The 16886-nt window shown below is 72.5% G+C and carries 18 protein-coding genes; 12 read left to right on the plus strand and 6 right to left on the minus strand.

Going from position 1 to position 16886, the window contains the following annotated elements:
• Positions 1-37 precede the first annotated feature (37 nt).
• Positions 38-517 carry a hypothetical protein gene (locus tag Amac_RS21740; RefSeq protein WP_155356214.1) on the plus strand — a complete coding sequence of 160 codons (480 nt, stop codon included), beginning with the start codon at positions 38-40 and terminating at the stop codon, positions 515-517.
• On the opposite strand, the gene Amac_RS21745 is transcribed toward Amac_RS21740, so the two are convergent.
• Positions 489-1880, minus strand: coding sequence for an amidase (locus Amac_RS21745; RefSeq protein ID WP_155356215.1), 1392 nt, complete (start codon positions 1878-1880; stop codon positions 489-491). The genes Amac_RS21740 and Amac_RS21745 overlap by 29 nt on opposite strands.
• Before the next feature lie 31 nt (positions 1881-1911).
• On the opposite strand from Amac_RS21745, the gene Amac_RS56305 reads away from it, so the two are divergent.
• Positions 1912-2754 carry an SEC-C domain-containing protein gene (locus Amac_RS56305; protein ID WP_246268558.1) on the plus strand — a complete coding sequence of 281 codons (843 nt, stop codon included), beginning with the start codon at positions 1912-1914 and terminating at the stop codon, positions 2752-2754.
• On the opposite strand, the gene ybaK is transcribed toward Amac_RS56305, so the two are convergent.
• A complete protein-coding gene (gene ybaK, locus Amac_RS21755; protein WP_155356216.1) occupies positions 2751-3242 on the minus strand; it encodes a Cys-tRNA(Pro) deacylase in 492 nt (163 codons plus the stop codon). The two genes, Amac_RS56305 and ybaK, sit on opposite strands and share 4 nt — an antisense overlap.
• 96 nt (positions 3243-3338) lie before the next feature.
• A complete protein-coding gene (locus Amac_RS21760) occupies positions 3339-5921 on the minus strand; it encodes a CHAT domain-containing protein (RefSeq protein ID WP_155356217.1) in 2583 nt (860 codons plus the stop codon).
• A gap of 100 nt (positions 5922-6021) precedes the next feature.
• Between Amac_RS21760 and Amac_RS21765 the strand changes: the two genes are divergently transcribed.
• Positions 6022-7293: a S8 family peptidase gene (locus tag Amac_RS21765; protein ID WP_155356218.1), complete on the plus strand. Its 1272-nt coding sequence runs from the start codon at positions 6022-6024 to the stop codon at positions 7291-7293.
• Between the two features lie 123 nt (positions 7294-7416).
• Positions 7417-7878: a hypothetical protein gene (locus Amac_RS21770; RefSeq protein ID WP_155356219.1), complete on the plus strand. Its 462-nt coding sequence runs from the start codon at positions 7417-7419 to the stop codon at positions 7876-7878.
• A 93-nt stretch (positions 7879-7971) separates the two neighbouring features.
• Here the strand turns inward: Amac_RS21770 and Amac_RS21775 are convergent, their stop codons facing one another.
• On the minus strand, positions 7972-9516 hold the full coding sequence (locus tag Amac_RS21775) for a dolichyl-phosphate-mannose--protein mannosyltransferase (RefSeq protein ID WP_155356220.1): 1545 nt from the start codon (positions 9514-9516) through the stop codon (positions 7972-7974).
• Between the two features lie 122 nt (positions 9517-9638).
• Between Amac_RS21775 and hisD the strand changes: the two genes are divergently transcribed.
• From hisD to hisF, 8 genes are all read left to right on the plus strand, one after another.
• Positions 9639-10943, plus strand: a complete 1305-nt coding sequence (hisD, locus tag Amac_RS21780; RefSeq protein WP_155356221.1) for a histidinol dehydrogenase — start codon at positions 9639-9641, stop codon at positions 10941-10943.
• On the plus strand, positions 10940-12013 hold the full coding sequence (locus Amac_RS21785; RefSeq protein ID WP_174900206.1) for a histidinol-phosphate transaminase: 1074 nt from the start codon (positions 10940-10942) through the stop codon (positions 12011-12013). The genes hisD and Amac_RS21785 overlap by 4 nt, the downstream gene beginning before the upstream one ends.
• Positions 12010-12603: an imidazoleglycerol-phosphate dehydratase HisB gene (hisB, locus tag Amac_RS21790; RefSeq protein WP_155356222.1), complete on the plus strand. Its 594-nt coding sequence runs from the start codon at positions 12010-12012 to the stop codon at positions 12601-12603. Before Amac_RS21785 ends, hisB begins: the two co-directional genes overlap by 4 nt.
• A gap of 148 nt (positions 12604-12751) precedes the next feature.
• Positions 12752-13387, plus strand: a complete 636-nt coding sequence (hisH, locus tag Amac_RS21795) for an imidazole glycerol phosphate synthase subunit HisH (RefSeq protein WP_155356223.1) — start codon at positions 12752-12754, stop codon at positions 13385-13387.
• 7 nt (positions 13388-13394) lie between these two features.
• Positions 13395-13733: a hypothetical protein gene (locus Amac_RS21800; protein ID WP_155356224.1), complete on the plus strand. Its 339-nt coding sequence runs from the start codon at positions 13395-13397 to the stop codon at positions 13731-13733.
• A 1-nt stretch (position 13734) separates the two neighbouring features.
• Positions 13735-14469: a bifunctional 1-(5-phosphoribosyl)-5-((5-phosphoribosylamino)methylideneamino)imidazole-4-carboxamide isomerase/phosphoribosylanthranilate isomerase PriA gene (gene priA, locus Amac_RS21805; protein ID WP_155356225.1), complete on the plus strand. Its 735-nt coding sequence runs from the start codon at positions 13735-13737 to the stop codon at positions 14467-14469.
• A complete protein-coding gene (locus tag Amac_RS21810; protein WP_155356226.1) occupies positions 14466-14852 on the plus strand; it encodes a RidA family protein in 387 nt (128 codons plus the stop codon). Before priA ends, Amac_RS21810 begins: the two co-directional genes overlap by 4 nt.
• Positions 14849-15619 (plus strand): imidazole glycerol phosphate synthase subunit HisF, encoded by a 771-nt coding sequence (hisF, locus tag Amac_RS21815; protein WP_155356227.1) that lies wholly within the window; start codon positions 14849-14851, stop codon positions 15617-15619. Before Amac_RS21810 ends, hisF begins: the two co-directional genes overlap by 4 nt.
• A gap of 3 nt (positions 15620-15622) precedes the next feature.
• On the opposite strand, the gene Amac_RS21820 is transcribed toward hisF, so the two are convergent.
• Together Amac_RS21820 and Amac_RS53745 are read right to left on the minus strand one after the other, a co-directional pair.
• Positions 15623-16324, minus strand: a complete 702-nt coding sequence (locus Amac_RS21820) for a GOLPH3/VPS74 family protein (protein WP_307729748.1) — start codon at positions 16322-16324, stop codon at positions 15623-15625.
• Between the two features lie 292 nt (positions 16325-16616).
• Entirely contained in the window at positions 16617-16778 is a 162-nt protein-coding gene (locus tag Amac_RS53745) for a hypothetical protein (protein ID WP_170321267.1), read from the minus strand.
• Between the last annotated feature and the right edge of the window lie 108 nt (positions 16779-16886).

Here is a 16886-nt window from a genome sequence, read left to right on the forward strand (position 1 = left end):
GAAGATGACGCGTTGCGGGCTCTGTACTATCGGGACGGTGCGGCAGTTCAAGTACTTCGCGGGAACCGTCCTCGTGCTGGCGGTTCTGGGGGCGGGCGCGGGGCTCGCGTGGTCGGCGCTGGCGCCGCGCACCCGGTACGCGCTCGTCGAGGGCCGGTGGCTGCTCGCCGACCCGAACACCCAGACGCTGATCGCCGCCGACGGCTGGTTCGCGCTCATCGCCGCCGCGTTCGGCCTGATCTGCGGCCTGGTCGCGTACCGCTTCGCGGGCGATCACGCCATCGCCTCGGTGGCCGGTCTGGGCGTGGGCGGGATCGCCGGCGGCCTGGTCGCCTACCTGATCGGCTCCTCCACGGGCGGCGAGATCGTGCAGGCCGCCGCGGCGGGCGGGTTCGCCACCCAGGACCGGCTGGGGCTGACCGCCTTCGGGGTGCTGATGTTCTGGCCGGTGGTGGCCGCGGGCACGTTCTGGGCGCTGGAGTTCGCGATCACCTACCGGGAACGCCGGGAGTCGTGACCCGGCCGAATCCGGTGGCCCGCTCGAACGCGTGGCCGAGGCGCAGCACGTCCAGGTCGGCCCACGGGCGGCCGATGATCTGCACGCCGACCGGCAGGCCCGCCGGGGTGAAGCCGCAGGGCACCGAGAGCGCGGGCCCGCCGAGCACGCTGATCCAGTAGCAGGAGCGCATCCAGGCCAGGTAGTCCGGCATCCGCTGCCCGTTGATCTCCGTGACGTACGGCTGCCCGACCGGGAACGGCGGGACCTGGCTGACCGGGGCCACCAGGAAGTCGTACCGGTCGAAGAAGGCGTTCATGCGGTGGTACAGGGCGGTGCGCAGGCGTTCGGCCCTGGCCAGGTCCGCGCCGGTGACCTCGCGGCCCTGCTCGACGTTCCACGCCACGTTCGGGCCGACGCCCGCCAGGTCGCCGAAGTTGAGCGCGTAGAACCAGGAGCGGTAGGTCCGGAACGCGTCCTCGGCGCCGTCCAGGTCCGGGTCGGCGTGCTCGACGGTGGCGCCCAGGCCGGTCAGCACGCCGACCGCGTCCGCCGTCACCCTGGCCGTCTCGGTGTCGACGAGCAGGCCGCCCAGGTCCGGGCTGAACGCGATCCTGGTCCCGGTGAAGTCGCGGTCCAGGGAGGCGGCGAAGACCTCCCCGCCTTCTCGGACGGCGAGCGGGGAGACCGGGTCGAAGCCCGCGATGGCGGTCATGAACAAGGCCACGTCGGCGACCGTGCGGGCCATCGGCCCGGAGACCCCCAGCGAGTACCAGGCGGCCGTGGCCGACTTCGTTGGCACCCGGCCGGGAGTCGGGCGGAGGCCGACGATGTTGCAGAAGGAGGCCGGGTTGCGCAGCGAGCCGCCCATGTCGGAGCCGTCGGCCAGCGCCAGCATGCCGGTGGCCAGCGCGGCGGCGGCGCCTCCGCTGCTGCCCCCGGCGGACTTGCCCAGATCGTACGGATTGCGGGTGGCCCCGAAGACCTCGTTGACGGTGTGCGACCCGGTCCCGAACTCGGGCGTGTTGGTCTTGCCCAGCATCACCCCGCCGGCCGCCCGCACCCGCGTCACCAGCAGGTCGTCTTCCGCCGGCACGTGATCGGCGAACACCCGCGAGCCGTAGGTGGTGCGCACCCCCGCCGTGTCCACCAGGTCCTTGTGCCCGACCGGAAGCCCGTGCAGCGGCCCCCGCCAGGGCCCCGCGTCCAGCTCGGCCGCCTGCTTGAGCGCCTGATCGGCGACCACCGTGACGATCGCGTTGACCGCCGGATTCACCGCCTCGATCCGCCGCAGATGCGCCTCGGTCACCTCGGCCGCGCTCACCTGCCTGCCGCGCAGCAGCTCCGACAACTCCACCGCGGACGCCTCGTGCAACGTGCTCATCCGCCCATAGTGCCAGGGGTAGTGTGCTCTCGTGCTTCCCGACCATCTCTTCCAGCCGCTCGACCTGGACCGGGCCCTCGACCGGGCGTACGACCGGGGGGAGGAGCGGGCCGCCTGGGACTTGCTGGCCGACGCGCTGCTGGACCCGAGGGCGCGCGGCGACGCGGGCCTGCGCGCCTACGTCGAGGTGCTCGTCGACGAGTACACGCTGGACGGCTGGGAGCGCGACACCCTCGCGGTGCTGGGCGAGCTCGCCGACGCCGAGCCCGGGTTGCGCGGGGAGCTGCGGCTGCCGATGGCGGAACTGCACGCGCAGCTCGGCGAGGAGGAGACGGCGCTGCGGTTGCTGCGGGCCCGGCAGCGGGAGATGGCTGCGCTTCCGGAGGCGGAGCGGGACGAGGAGTTCTATCCGGCGGCGGCCATGGTCGCCGGGGCCGCCGATCCGCGGTTCGCCCGGGCGCTTCTGGACGAGGGGCTGGCCCTGGCGATGGGCCTGCGCCGCCCGGAGGCGACCGTGCGCTACCTGAGCCTGCTGCGCAACCGGTTCGGGGGCGCGCAGGATCCGGCCGTCGCGGCCTATCTGGCCGGGTCGGCCGAACCGGAGCCGGAACTGCCGCGGCCGGTCCAGCCGGAGATGCCGCGTAAGCCCACGGTGCGGATGCCGTATCCGCCCGGGGCGGACCTCAAGGCGCTGGAGAAGGGCTTCCGGGAGGCCGACCTGGAGGCGCGGGTGGCCGTGGTCAGGATCGCCACGGGTGGTTCCGTGGCGGAGGCCGATCCGGCCGGTGACATCGCCTGGCCGCCCGGGCGCAACGATCCCTGCTGGTGCGGGAGCGGGCGCAAGTACAAGAAATGCTGCGGGTCGCCCGTCTAGCCGCGGGAGATCGGGGCGGTGACCGCCTGGGTGAGGCGGACCAGGTTGCCGGGGGCGGTCTCGATCTGCAGGCCGCGCCGCCCGGCCGAGAAGTAGATCGTGTCGAAGCCGAGGGCCGACTCGTCCACCACGGTGGGCAGCCGCTTGCGCTGGCCGAGCGGGCTGATGCCGCCGACCACGTAGCCGGTCACCCGCTCCACCTTGGCGGCCTCGGCCATGGCCGCCTTCTTGCCCTTCAGCGCCGCCGCGAACGCCTTCAGGTCGAGCTTGCCCGCCACCGGTACCACCGCGACCGCGAGCCCGGCCTCGGTCTCGGCCACCAGCGTCTTGAAGATGCGCTCGGCGGGCACTCCGAGCGCGTTCGCGGCCTCCTCGCCGTACGCCTCCGCGCTGGGGTCGTGATCGTACGGATGCAGGGTGAACTCCGCCTTCGCCTGGGTGAGGGCCACCGTCGCCGGGGTGCCCTGCCCGCCCTTGGTCTTCGCCACGGCCCTCAGCCTACTTAGCCAGAAACCCGTCCCATAGCCAGCCGCCTAGCCGCCGACCAGACGATTCGCCGCGGCGGCTGTCCAGATCACGACTTTCTAACTAAGTGCGGTGGATCCCGCGCCCAGGCAGACGAACCCGGCCGCCGCCACCCCGCCCGCCCGCTGCTGGGCCAGGGCCAGCGCGCTCGCGGCGGGGTGGCCGTCGGCGAGCAGGCCGTGCAGGTCGACCATCAGCGGGGTGGTCTGCGCGTCCGGCACCGGGACCAGGGAGGCGATGATGCAGCGGGTGCCCAGGGCGAGGAAGGTGGCGCTCAGGCCGAGCAGCTCGTCCCCGGCCCTGACCACCGAGCGGCCGCTCTCGCAGGCGGCCAGGATGACCATCCGGGGCGGCTCGGCCAGGCGTTCCAGGTCGTAGACGGTGAGCGGGCCGTCGGCCAGGCTCAGCGCGGAGAACAGCGGGTTGGTCAGGTTGACCCGGCCGTGCGCCGCCAGGTGCGCCAGACCGGCGCCGTCCAGCGCGGCCAGCGCCGCCTCCGCGGTGGCGTCCTCGCCGGTCAGCGCCTTGGCCCCGTGCAGGGCCGCGACCGTGCCCGCCTCCTCCCGCGCCCCCGGCAGGCCGGGCCCGGCGACCGCGGACACGTGCCCGCCGCCGTCGCGCCCGCTCGCGGTGTGCCACATGCTCGCCGACGGCGCGACGCTGACCGCGCGCCCGGCGCAGGACGGCAGCACCGACCAGGGCAGGAACTGCAGCGGCCCGGTGGGGATCAGGACCAGCGGCCGGTCCCCGAGCTCGGCCGCCAGCGGGGCGAGCAGCAGCGCGTCCAGCCGGTCGGCGGCGTGCCTGACCATGACGGCGGCGGCCGAGGAGTCGGCCCGGGCCAGCCGCCGCAGCGCGAACGGCAGTCGCTCCACCAGGTCCCTGATCGGCGCCAGCGGCCCCAGCGGGTGCAGCTTGGCCCTGCCCTCGGTCACGGTGACGGCGTGCAGCTGGTCGTCCAGCTGGACGTACTCCACCAGGGCCTGCTCGCCCAGGGACTCGGCCAGCCGCGCCACCGGCGGCGGACCGGCCGCCGGACCGGCCGCGCCGTGCTGCCTGCGGCTGTAGTCGCGGATCTCCCGCTCCAGCGCGGCCTGGCGCTGCACGACCTTCGGGTTCCGGCTGGCCGCCAGGTTGCCCGCCGTGGCCCGCAGCTCGGCCAGCGCCCCCGCCAGCCATGGATCGTCGGGCGGTCTGGCCCGTTTCATCAGCAGATGGCTGGCCCGGCCCTGCTCCGCCCAGGCGAGCACCCGGGCCGCCGCGCCGTGCTCGAAGGCCATCCGCAGCCCGAGCCCGGCCAGCTCGATCCGGAACCCGAACGAGTAGGCGCGCAGGTCCGTCGCCCCCAGCGAGGCGCGGTGCTCGTCCAGGATGCGCAGCGCGGTCCTGATCGCCACGGCCGCTCCGGGCCGGTTGTCCCGCGCCAGCCGCAGCAGCGCCTCCGCCTGCCAGGCCCTGACCCGCAGCAGAGCGGGCCCCCGGCGGCGGGCCCGGGCGGCCTGGGCCAGCAGGTCCTGCCCGCGTGCGCGCTGCCCCCGGCCCAGCGCCAGGGCCGCGCCCATCAGCCGGGTCTCCACGCCCGCGGCGGTCCAGCCGGCCGCGTCCAGGTCACCGGCCAGGGTTTCCACGCGCCGTACGGGGATGCCCTGCTGACCGGCGGCCAGCCGGGAGCGGAGCACCACGAACGAGGCCAGCACCCGCCACTCCGGGCGCTGCTGCGCGGCGAACTCGCGGACGGCGCGGCGGGCCGCGCGGAGCGCGTCCTCGTGGTCGCCCGCCATGGTGGCCGCGCGGGCCAGCAGCAGCCGCACCTCCGGCAGCAGGATCGCCCGCCGCAGGCGTTCCAGCTCGGCCACCGCCTCCTCGGCCGCCGCCCGCGCCTCCGCGACCAGGCCGACCGACAGCAGCAGCTCGGCCCGGTCGGTCAGCAGCCAGCCCAGCTGGTGGGTGCGCAGCTCCCGGAACCGGGCCTCGGCCTGGTCGAAGTAGCGCAGCGCGGTCGGCACGTCGCCGCGCGCCCCCATCACCCAGCCCAGGTTCCCGCGCGCGATGGCCAGCGACAGGTCCAGGCCGAGCTCCCGGCAGAGCGCCTCGGCCTCGCGGAAGTCGGTCTCGGCGGCGGCGAACTCCTGCCGGTAGCCGTGCACGATGCCCCGGTTGGACAGCACCCGCTGGAGCCACAGGTGGTCCTGGGCCCGGCGCAGCACCGGGATGGCCGCCCGGTAGCCGGCCAGCGCCTCCGCCCGCTGCCCGAGGTGGTTGAAGACCGCGGCCTTCTGCGCCTCGGCGCGGGCCCGCAGCACGCCGTGCAGGCCGGGCAGCAGCTCCTCGATCTCCCGCAGCGCCTGCCGCGGCCGCCCGCCGACGCTGGTCACGAACGCCAGCCGGAGCCGGGCCTCGGCCGCCAGCTCGGGCGATCCCGCCCGCTCGGCCAGCCGGATCGCGGCGTTCAGGTGGCGGCTGGCGGTGCCCAGGTGGTTCAGGTGCACCGAGGCGATGCCCAGCGCGCGCCTCGCGGTCGACTCGGCCAGTGGGTCACGCGCCGCGCGCGCCTGCCGGGCCAGGGCGGCGGCGAAGGCCACCGCCCGCTCGGGATCGGCTTCGGCCAGCGCCAGAGGGTCGTCGACCGTGGTCGTCGTCATCACCCGGATTTCTCAGGCGGGATCCTGCGAGAGATGTATCAAATCCGGGTGGCACGCCTCCGTCAATAGAGCAACCGATCAATAGTGTCAGGAGCGAATCATGGCGCAGACGCCAGAGATATCGGAGAACGTCTATCGCGGCGCCCTCGGGGCGTGGTGGCAGGACCAGATCGTCGTCGACCTCCGCCACGCGGAACTCGTCCGCGAACGCCTGGTCAAGGTGGCCGGTCTCGCCTGGCGGGAGCTGCGGTCGAGCCAGGCGCTCGGCCTGGCCCTGGTCGAGCTGCCGGGCCTGGCCGACGCCGCCGCGTCCTTCCGCGCCGACCTCGCGCTGGTCAAGGCGGCCCAGGCCAGCCGCCAGCTCGCGTACGGCCCCGACGCCTCCGTGCCCGACCTGGACCTGGTGATGTTCGCGCTGCGGAAGAGCTTCTCCGACGAGTTCGAGGGCTGGGTCCCCACCTGGGGCAAACATAGATTGATCGACGGCGTCGCCGGGTCGCCGTACACGGGCGGCGGGGAGGACCGGCCGACCCCGTGCCCGCCCGTGGCGATCCCGCCGGCCACCGGGCCGGGGCTCCGGGTCGGCGTGCTGGACACCCGCCTGGTCGCGCATCCGGCGCTGGCCGGGCGCTGCGACGTCCCGGTGGACGCGGTCTTCGAAGGAGAGCCGCCCTACCCGTCGCTCGCCGGGCACAGCGCGTTCATCTGCGGCGCCATCCTCCAGGAGGCGCCGGACGCGCGCCTGGTCGTCCGCGCCGTGCTCGACGACCACGGCGTCACGGTCTCGTCCTGGGACGTCGCCGAGGCCATGATGGACTTCCACGGCAAGGCCGACATCCTCAACATGTCCTTCGGCTGCGTCACCGCCGACCACTCCCCGCCGCTGGTGCTCAGCCGGGCCATCGAGCGGCTCAGCGGCAGCATGGTCCTGGTGGCCGCCGCGGGAAACCACGGCATGCGCCAGCCGGCCTCGCCGGGCGAGCCCAGGTTCTCCGTGGTCACCGCCAGGACGCCGGTGTGGCCCGCCGCGTTCGACGAGGTGATCGCGGTCGGCGCCACCCACGACGACACGATCACCGTGAAGGCGCCCTTCAGCCCCGACCTGCCCTGGGTGGACGCCGCGGTGGACGGCGTGGACGTGGTCAGCACCTACTTCACCGGCCTGGTCGAGATCGTCAGGCCGGAGCTGGGCGGCACCCGCACGCCGATGGGGACGGAGACCTTCGACACCGGATTCGCCCGGTGGAGCGGCACGTCGTTCGCGGCCGCCCGGTTCTCGGGCATGGTCGCCCGGCGGGCCGGGGAGCCGGGGCTCGACCTCAGGACCGCCTGCGCCCAGGTCGTCGCCGAGCACCGTCCGCCCACGAAGTGATTCGCCGTGACGGCGGCCGGGGCCTGCCCTGACCGCCGCTCGGGGTCGCCGGGAGGGGCGTCTCCATGTCAACGATCCATTTATCGCTGTTAGCCGACCCGCTGCTCGGGCAGGATGGCTGCCATGCGTGAACACCCGTCCGACGATGAGCTGATGGCCGAGCTGGCCGCGCTCTTCCAGGCCGTCGACGGCGTGCCCGCCGAGGTGCTGGAGATGGGCCGGGCCGTGTTCACCTGGCAGCACGTGGACGCCGAGCTGGCCGAGCTGACCTACGACTCCTGGCGCGGGGATCCCGCGCCGGGAGCGCTGGTCCGGGCCGAGGTGGCCGCGCTGCGCGACATCGCGTTCGAGACCAGATCCGGCGTGCAGATCGAGATCGGGGTGACCGGCGACGCGCTGCAGGGCCAGCTGATCCCACCTGGGCCCGGGGAGGTGCGGGTGGTGCTGGTGTCCGGCCGGGACACCAGCGCGCCGGTGGACGAGGTCGGCGGGTTCACCATCCGCCCGATCCCGCCCGGCCGGTTCCGGCTGCACTTCCGCACCCCGGACGGGGTCAACGTGGTGACGGCGCCGATCTCGCTGTGATCCAACAGGAAACCTGCTCATCAGCCTGCCACCCCACTGTCTTGCCTGGTCAGGGCCGTAGTGGCAGTCCATTTAGCAGCTTTCCCATTGGAATCAGATCCAGCTGCTGAACAGCATCCGGCGGAACCACTCCTCGTGCGGGATGTTCTCGGCCGTGAGGATCGGCTGCAACCACCAGAAGTTGGCCAGCGCGAACAGGGTGAACACCCCCACGATCGCGGCCCCCACGGCGCGCCGGTTCGGCGGCGCGTCGGCGGGCCCGATCAGCAGCCCCGCGGCCAGCACGATGGCCAGGATCAGGAACGGCAGCATCGGCAGCGCGTAGAACAGGTACATGGTGCGGCTGTCGGCGATCGCGAAGTAGAACCACGGCAGCCAGCCGACCGCGTAGGCCAGCAGCACCGCGCCGCCGCGCCAGTCCCGGGTGGCGGTGTACCAGGCGATCATCGCGATCAGGGCGAGCAGGCCGCCGTACCAGATGACCGGGGTGCCGACGCTGAGCACGGCCTGGTTGCAGGAGGCCACCTCGCAGCCGGGGGCCTGCTCGTTGAAGAACAGCACCGGGCGCTGCAGCAGCGGCCACGACCAGGGCCAGGACTGGTAGGAGTGGGAGGTCGCCAGGCCGGTGTGGAAGCTCAGCGCGGCCTGCTGGTAGCCGAACCAGGACCGGAAGGAGTCGATCACGAAGAACACCGGGCCGTGCGCGGTGGCCTGATCCCAGTTGCGGCCGTAGCCGCCCGCGGTGGCGAACCAGCCCGCGTACGACAGCACGTAGAGGACACCGGGCAGCACGAACGTCCAGGCCGCCGTCAGCGGCAGATCCCGCCGGTACGCCCCCGCCAGCGGCCGGCGCAGCCCGATCGCCCGCCGCGCCCCCATGTCCCAGATGAACACCATGACGGTGAACGCCACGATGTAGAAGATCGCGGTCCACTTGGTGGCCAGGGCCGCCCCCAGGCAGAGCCCGGCCGCCAGCCGCCACGGCCGGTACCCCAGCCGGGGCCCGAGTTCCTCGAGATCGGCTGATTCGTACCAGGCGACCAGCCGTTCCCTGGTGCGATCCCGGTCCACCACCAGGCAGGCGAACGCGGCCACCAGCCAGAACGTCAGGAAGATGTCCAGCAGCGCCGCCCTGGACAGGGTCAGGTGCAGCCCGTCGATGGCCAGCAGGAGCCCGGCCAGCGAGCCGAGCAGGGTGTTGCGGGTCATCCGGCGGGCGGTCCTGGCCAGGATGAGGATCGACAGGGTGCCGAGCAGGGCGGCCATGATCCGCCAGCCGAACGGGTTCACCCCGAACATCAGCTCGCCGAGGCCGATCACCCACTTGCCCAGCGGCGGATGCACCACGTAGTTCGCGCACTCCGAGACCGTCGGGCAACTCGCGAACACCTCGCCGCCGTTGAGCAGCGGGATGTTCGGCTCCTCCACCGACTTGCGCTCCACGCCGAATTTGATCAGTGAATACGCTTCTTTGGCGTAGTACGTCTCGTCGAACATCACCGCGTGCGGCGTGCCCAGGTCGCGTAGCCGCAGGTAGGCACCGAAGACCGTGACGAGCAGCGGCCCCGCCCACCCCCACAGGACGCTGTCCTGGAATGGCGGTAAAAGACGGTCGCGTGCCGACGGTGATTCTGCCATTAGGCAATGATATTGAGGTTGCTGAGGTGAATTGACCCTCTTATGGGGTATCGGAGGCGCGGCGACACGTCCGAATCGTGGACAGAATCGGATCAGGGCCGGTCCCTCCGTAGACTGGGCGGGTGATTTCCCGTATCGACCTGCGCGGCCCGCTGCCTCGGGACCTGCGCGACGTGCTGCCCCGCGCCGACCTCGACGTGGAAGCCGCCCTGGAGAAGGTGCGGCCGATCTGCGAAGACGTGCGCCATCGCGGCGCGGCAGCCGTACGGGAGCTGACCGCGCGATTCGACGGAGTGGATCTGCCCACCGCGCGAGTGCCCGCCGAGGCCCTCGCCGCCGCCCTGGCCGGGCTGGATCCGCAGGTCAGGGCCGCCCTGGAGGAGGCCATCCGGCGCACCCGCCTGGTCCACCGCGACCAGCGCCGCGCCGACGTGACCACCACCGTCGTCCCCGGCGGCACCGTCACGGAACGCTGGGTCCCGGTCGAGCGCGTCGGCCTGTACGCGCCGGGAGGCCTGGCCGTCTACCCGTCCAGCGTGATCATGAACGTGGTCCCCGCCCAGGAAGCCGGCGTGCCGTCGATGGCCGTGGCCTCGCCGCCGCAGGCGGACGGGCTGCCGCACCCGGCCATCCTGGCGGCCTGCGCTCTGCTGGGCGTTGACGAGGTCTACGCCGTGGGCGGCGCCCAGGCGATCGCCATGTTCGCCTACGGCACCGAGGACTGCCCGCCCGTCGCCATGGTCACCGGTCCTGGCAACATCTGGGTGGCCGCCGCGAAACGGCTGCTCAAGGGCCGGATCGGGATCGACGCCGAGGCCGGGCCCACCGAGATCGCGGTGCTCGCCGACGCCACCGCCGACCCGGTGCACGTGGCCGCCGACCTGATCAGCCAGGCCGAGCACGACCCGCTGGCCGCCGCCGTCCTGGTCACCGACTCCGAGGACCTGGCCGAGGCGGTCGAGAAGGAACTCGCCGCCCAGATCACGGCCACGCGGCATGTCGAGCGGATCTCGGCCGCCCTGAACGGCCGCCAGTCCGGCATCGTGCTGGTGTCCTCGATCGACGACGGCCTGCGGGTCGTGGACGCGTACGCGGCCGAGCACCTGGAGATCCAGACCGCCGACGCCGCCGCCGTGGCGGCCCGGGTGCGCAACGCCGGCGCGATCTTCGTGGGGGCGTTCGCCCCCGTCTCGCTGGGCGACTACCTGGCCGGGTCCAACCACGTGCTGCCCACCGGCGGCTGCGCGTGCCACTCCTCCGGCCTGTCCGTCCAGACCTTCCTGCGCGGCGTGCACGTGATCGACTACACCCGCCCGGCGCTGGCCGAGGCCGCCCCGCTCGTGTGCGCGCTCGCCGACGCCGAGGACCTGCCCGGTCACGGCGCCGCCATCCGTGCCCGCTTCGACTGGGAGATTCCGGCCTCGTGACCACTCTTGACGACCTGCCCATCAGGGACGACCTGCGGGGCAAGCAGCCGTATGGGGCGCCGCAGCTCAACGTGGCGGTGCAGCTCAACACCAACGAGAATCCGTACCCGCCGTCGGCGGCGCTGGTGGCGGATCTGGCCGAGGCGATCCGGCGGGGCGCGGCCTCGCTCAACCGCTACCCGGACCGGGACGCCGTGGAGCTGCGCAAGGACCTGGCCGACTATCTCGGCCACGGGCTCACCGGCGGGCAGCTGTGGGCGGCCAACGGCTCCAACGAGATCCTCCAGCAGGTGCTGCAGGCGTTCGGCGGGCCCGGGCGGTCCGCGATCGGGTTCGAGCCGTCGTACTCGATGCATCCGATCATCGCCTCCGGCACCAGCACCCGGTGGATCGAGGGCGGGCGCGAGGAGGACTTCTCGCTCGATCCGGACCGGGCCGTCGCGCTCATCGAGCGGCACCGGCCCGACGTGGTGTTCCTGACCTCGCCGAACAATCCGACCGGGACGGCGCTGCCGCTCGCGGTGATCCAGCGGGTGCTGGCGGCCGCGCCGGGCATGGTGGTGGTGGACGAGGCGTACGCGGAGTTCGCCAGGGCGGGCACCCCGTCGGCGCTGACCCTGCTGCCCGGGCGTCCCCGGCTGATCGTGACCAGGACCATGTCGAAGGCGTTCGCGCTGGCCGGGGCCCGGGTCGGGTATCTGGCCGCCGACCCCGCCGTGATCGACGCGCTGCTGCTGGTGCGGCTGCCGTACCACCTGTCCACGCTGACCCAGGCCGCCGCCCGGGTGGCCCTGGCGCACCGCGACGAGCTGCTCGGCACGGTGGACGCGCTGCGCGCCGAGCGGGACGCGACCGTGACCTGGCTACGGCAACGTAACCTGACAGTTGCTGACAGCGACTCGAATTTCGTGCTATTCGGTAAGTTTCCGGATCGGCATGCGGTGTGGGCGGGGATTCTCGACCGCGGGGTCCTCATCCGGGAGACCGGTCCCGACGGGTGGCTGCGCGTTTCCATCGGCACACGAGATGAGATGGCGGCCTTCCGCGCCGCGTTGGAGGGGGTTCTCTGATGAGGGTCGGTCGGATCGAACGCGCTACCAAGGAGACCTCGGTCCTGGTCGAGGTCAACCTCGACGGGACTGGCGAGGTCGACGTGTCCACCGGGGTCGGGTTCTACGACCACATGCTCGCCCAGCTCGGCAAGCACGGCCTGTTCGACCTCACCGTGAAGACCGAGGGCGACCTGCACATCGACTCGCACCACACGATCGAGGACACCGCCATCGCGCTGGGCGCCGCGTTCCGCGAGGCTCTGGGCGACAAGTCGGGCATCAGGCGGTTCGGTAACGCGTCCTGCCCGCTGGACGAGGCGCTGGCCGAGGTCACCGTGGACCTGTCCGGGCGGCCGTATCTGGTGCACAGCGAGCCGGACGGCATGGCGCCGATGATCGGGCCCGACTACGACACCACGCTCACCCGGCACATCCTGGAGTCGTTCGTGGCGCAGGCGGCGATCTGCCTGCACGTGCGCGTGCCGTACGGCCGAAACGCCCACCACATCGTGGAGGCGCAGTTCAAGGCCCTGGCCCGGGCTCTGCGCGCGGCCTCGGAGCCGGACCCCCGCGCGGTCGGCGTACCCAGCACCAAGGGCGTGCTGTGACATTGGCCGCGCCTCCGGCGCGGCGGCTCGGCCGCTCTCAGCTCGTGTCTTCCCTCCTCTCTCCGGTCGCTTCGCTCCCTGCGTTCGTCAGTCCAGACACGAGCGCGGCCGAGCAATTCCCACATACGATTAAGTGGAGCTGGTGGCAGTGGCGAAACGCGTGGTGATTCTCGACTATGGGTCGGGCAACCTGCGCTCGGCCGAGCGGGCGCTGGCCAGGACCGGCGCGGAGGTCACCGTGACCGCCGACTACGAGGCGGCCCTGGAGTGCGACGGGCTGGTCGTGCCCGGGGTCGGCGCGTTCGCGGCCTGCATGGCGGGGCTGAAGGGCGTGCGCGGCGAGCGGATCGTGGGCCGCCGCCTGTCGGCCGGGCGGCCGGTGCTGGGCATCTGCGTGGGCATGCAGATCCTGTTCGAGAAGGGCGTCGAGCACGGCGTGCACACCGAGGGCTGCGGCGAGTGGCCCGGCACGGTGGAGCGCCTGGATGCGCCGGTGCTGCCGCACATGGGCTGGAACACCGTCACCGCGCCGCCGGAGTCGGTGCTGTTCCGCGGCATGGACGCGGGGACCAGGTTCTACTTCGTGCACTCCTACGGGGTCCGGACGTGGGAACTCCAGGCCGGGCCCGGGTTCACCCAGCCGCTGGTCACGTGGGCGGAGCACGGCGTGCCGTTCGTGGCCGCCGTGGAGAACGGGCCGCTGATGGCCACCCAGTTCCACCCGGAGAAATCCGGCGACGCGGGCGCCTTACTGCTCGCCAACTGGCTTAACACCCTGCCATGAGCCGCTCATGAGCAAGGAACGAGCCAAGCGCAGGGCCGTCCGCGAGGCGGAACGGGAGCGGCTGGCCGCCATCAGGGCTCGCCGCGAGGCCCGCGCGAACCGCCGCAGGGAACTGCGCGGCCGGATCACGGCCGCGCTGCCCAAGCCGATGCGGGTGGCCAGGCAAGGCGGCTACCTGGCGCGGCGGCGGCGCGCCCAGAACGCCGTCATGGCGACGCTGTGGTTCCTGATCCAGGTGCTGGCCTGGATCCTGCTGGACACCTGGATGGCCAGGCTCGCCGTCTTCGGGGTGTCGCTCCTGCTGATCCCGGTGCTCGTCACCGTCTTCTTCGACCGGAGGTCGTGAAATGTCTATAACCGGGTCGCTTGTGTTGCTCCCCGCCGTGGACGTGGCGGATGGCCAGGCGGTTCGCCTGGTGCAGGGTGAGGCGGGGTCCGAGACCTCCTACGGCGACCCGCTCGCCGCCGCGCTCGCCTGGCAGGACGCCGGAGCCGAGTGGATCCACCTGGTGGATCTGGACGCCGCCTTCGGCCGGGGCACCAACCGGGAGCTGCTCGCCGAGGTGGTCGGCAAGCTGGACGTGCAGGTGGAGCTGTCCGGCGGCATCCGCGACGACGCCTCGCTGGCGGCGGCGCTGGCCACCGGCTGCCGCCGGGTCAACATCGGCACCGCCGCGCTGGAGAACCCCGACTGGTGCGCCAAGATCATCGCCACCCACGGGGACAAGATCGCGGTCGGCCTGGACGTGCGCGGCACCACGCTCGCCGCCCGCGGCTGGACCGAGGAGGGCGGCGACCTGTGGGAGGTGCTGGACCGGCTGGAGGCCGACGGCTGCCCCCGCTACGTGGTCACCGACGTCACCAAGGACGGCACGCTCCGCGGCCCCAACCTGGACCTGCTCCGCGACGTCTGCGCCAGGACCGACCGGCCGGTGATCGCCAGCGGCGGCGTCTCCTCGCTGGACGACCTGCGGGCCCTGGCCACCCTGGTCGACGACGGCGTCGAGGGCGCCATCGTCGGCAAGGCCCTGTACGCCGGGCAGTTCACGCTGGAATCGGCGCTCGCGGCGGTGCGCGCATGATCCCCGCCACGCGTATCGCCTCCGGCGGCCCCTGGGAGGACCGCTACGGCTACTCCCGCGCCGTGATCGCCGGCCCGCACGTCCTGGTCTCGGGCTGCACCGCCGTGGTGGACGGCGAGGTCCAGCACGTCGGCGACGCCTACAACCAGACCCTCACCGCCTTCGGGATCGCCCTGGACGCCCTGGACCGGGCCGGAGCGAGCCGCGACGACGTGGTCCGTACTCGGCTGTACGTGGTGAACGTGGGCGACTTCGAAGCGGCCGGTCACGCGCACGGCCACCTCTTCGGCGAGGTCCGCCCGGCCTGCACCAGCGTCCAGGTGGCCGGCCTGGTCGACCCGCGGATGCTGGTCGAGGTCGAGGTCGAGGCGTACCGGCCATGACGGTCGCCGTGCGGGTGATCCCCTGCCTGGACGTGGACGCGGGCCGGGTGGTCAAGGGCGTCAACTTCGAGAACCTCCGGGACGCGGGCGACCCGGTGGAGCTGGCCCGCCGCTACGACGCGGAAGGCGCCGATGAACTGACATTTCTGGACATCACCGCGTCCAGTTCGGATCGCTCGACCATGTACGACGTGGTCCGCAGGACCGCCGAGCAGGTCTTCATCCCGCTCACCGTCGGCGGGGGAGTGCGCGCGGTCGAGGACGTGGACCGGCTGCTCCGGGCCGGCGCCGACAAGGTGGGCATCAACACCGCCGCGATCGCCCGCCCCGAGCTGCTGCGCGAGGCGTCCTGGCGGTTCGGCGCCCAGTGCATCGTGCTGTCGGTGGACGCGCGCCGGGTGGTGGACGGCCCGCCCACGCCGAGCGGGTTCGAGGTGACCACGCACGGCGGGCGGCGCGGCACCGGGATCGACGCGGTCGAGTGGGCGGCGCGCGGCCAGGAGCTGGGCGTGGGCGAGATCCTGCTCAACTCGATGGACGGCGACGGCACCAAGGACGGCTACGACATCGAGATGATCGAGGCGGTCCGGGCCGTGGTGACGGTCCCGGTGATCGCATCGGGCGGCGCGGGCAAGCCGGCCGACTTCCCGCCCGCCGTCGCGGCGGGCGCGGACGCGGTGCTGGCGGCCAGCGTCTTCCACTTCGGCGAGCTCAAGATCGGCGACGTGAAGGAGGCGCTGCGCGCCGCCGGTCACCCGGTCAGGTGAGGCTCAGCGGCGGCTGATGACGGCGTCGCCGCAGGCCGCCTCGGTCTGGGCGATCAGCTGCTGCAGGGTCTCCGGCAAGGCGGCCAGCGACTCGCGCAGGTAGCGCGGGTTGGCGTCCCAGAGCACGAGCTGCCCGCCGCCGGTGGCGACGATCAGGCCGAACAGCACGCCGTCCTGCATCCGCAGGGGCTGGCGGCGCTCGATCGCCAGGTTGAGGCGGCCCACCGGCCAGGCGGCCGTGTTGGCCGCCACCGGCGCCTGCACCTGCTTGGCCAGCAGGCGCCGCCCCGGCGGGTGCAGCAGCCCCGCCTCGGTCATCCGGGCGGCGATGTCGGCGTGGGCCGTACGGGCCAGGAAGAGCAGCCAGGTGCCGACCGGGTGGGTGGGCTCGGCCTGGATGTGGTCGAGCGCGAACTGGGTCGGCGCGTCGCCGGTCTCGGCCGGGTCGACCACGGCGAGCTGGATCTGCCCCGGCACCAGGCGCACGGTGACGCGCCCGGCCAGCATGAGCTCGCCGAGGATGGCGGCGGCCAGTCCGAGACCGGTCAGCCGCGGATGGATGCGCCCGCGCCCTGTGACGTCGTCGTGCATGACGAAATACAGATCGTCAGCCAGACGCGATGCTGGAAGATCACCTTCAGCCACGTTCGGTGATGTTATCGGCGAATTGTTAATTCTGTCAGTACGCCGCTGGAGTTCGGTCACGGGAATTTCGCCGACGTGCCCGCGCGAACCCGTGGAATAAATGTGTTTTCAGTGACTTTTGGGCGATAAGTCCAATTTTGTGTGTGTGGTGGTCAAGTAACGCTCTGTAGTGGATACTGGGATGACCGGGCTGACAAGGTGTCGGCCTGATCCTCGACTCAGGGGTCGGGCCTGCGCACGCGTGACAGGCGTGCGCAAGCCCACCCCTCGACCACATTCGTCCTGTCCGGGCCGAGCCCCGGACCGAGTCGCAAAAAAAGACCCGTGAGGCGAGCTCACGGGCCGGGTCAGATCACCCTAGAACCTGCGTGAAGAAGGTCGCCAACTGCGTGGCACCTGTGTTGATCGTGTCGAACACGCCCGTCACGGCCGCGGCCGCGGCGGACGGCTGCGTGTAGAGGTAGAAGACCACGAACGCGATACCCGCATACGTGAGCACCTTCTTGACCTGCATCAGGGGGCCTCCTGCGGTCAGTTTCCCGCTGCTATGTACCCGGCAACCCGAATGATCATAACTAGCCGGGAAGAGAGGAGGACCTTCCGCCCGCCATTAAGCGGCTGA

Origin of the sequence: Acrocarpospora macrocephala, from assembly GCF_009687865.1 — a bacterium.
GTDB classification, from domain to species: Bacteria; Actinomycetota; Actinomycetes; order Streptosporangiales; family Streptosporangiaceae; genus Acrocarpospora; species Acrocarpospora macrocephala.

Coding starts and splice junctions, on each gene's coding strand:
- Amac_RS21745 (WP_155356215.1), bottom strand. CDS start 1,880: ATGAGCACGTTGCACGAGGCGTCCGCGGTGGAGTTGTCGGAGCTGCTG.
- Amac_RS21760 (WP_155356217.1), bottom strand. CDS start 5,921: ATGACGACGACCACGGTCGACGACCCTCTGGCGCTGGCCGAAGCCGAT.
- Amac_RS21765 (WP_155356218.1), top strand. CDS start 6,022: ATGGCGCAGACGCCAGAGATATCGGAGAACGTCTATCGCGGCGCCCTC.
- Amac_RS21770 (WP_155356219.1), top strand. CDS start 7,417: ATGCGTGAACACCCGTCCGACGATGAGCTGATGGCCGAGCTGGCCGCG.
- Amac_RS21775 (WP_155356220.1), bottom strand. CDS start 9,516: ATGGCAGAATCACCGTCGGCACGCGACCGTCTTTTACCGCCATTCCAG.
- Amac_RS21800 (WP_155356224.1), top strand. CDS start 13,395: ATGAGCAAGGAACGAGCCAAGCGCAGGGCCGTCCGCGAGGCGGAACGG.
- priA (WP_155356225.1), top strand. CDS start 13,735: ATGTCTATAACCGGGTCGCTTGTGTTGCTCCCCGCCGTGGACGTGGCG.
- Amac_RS21810 (WP_155356226.1), top strand. CDS start 14,466: ATGATCCCCGCCACGCGTATCGCCTCCGGCGGCCCCTGGGAGGACCGC.
- hisF (WP_155356227.1), top strand. CDS start 14,849: ATGACGGTCGCCGTGCGGGTGATCCCCTGCCTGGACGTGGACGCGGGC.
- Amac_RS53745 (WP_170321267.1), bottom strand. CDS start 16,778: ATGCAGGTCAAGAAGGTGCTCACGTATGCGGGTATCGCGTTCGTGGTC.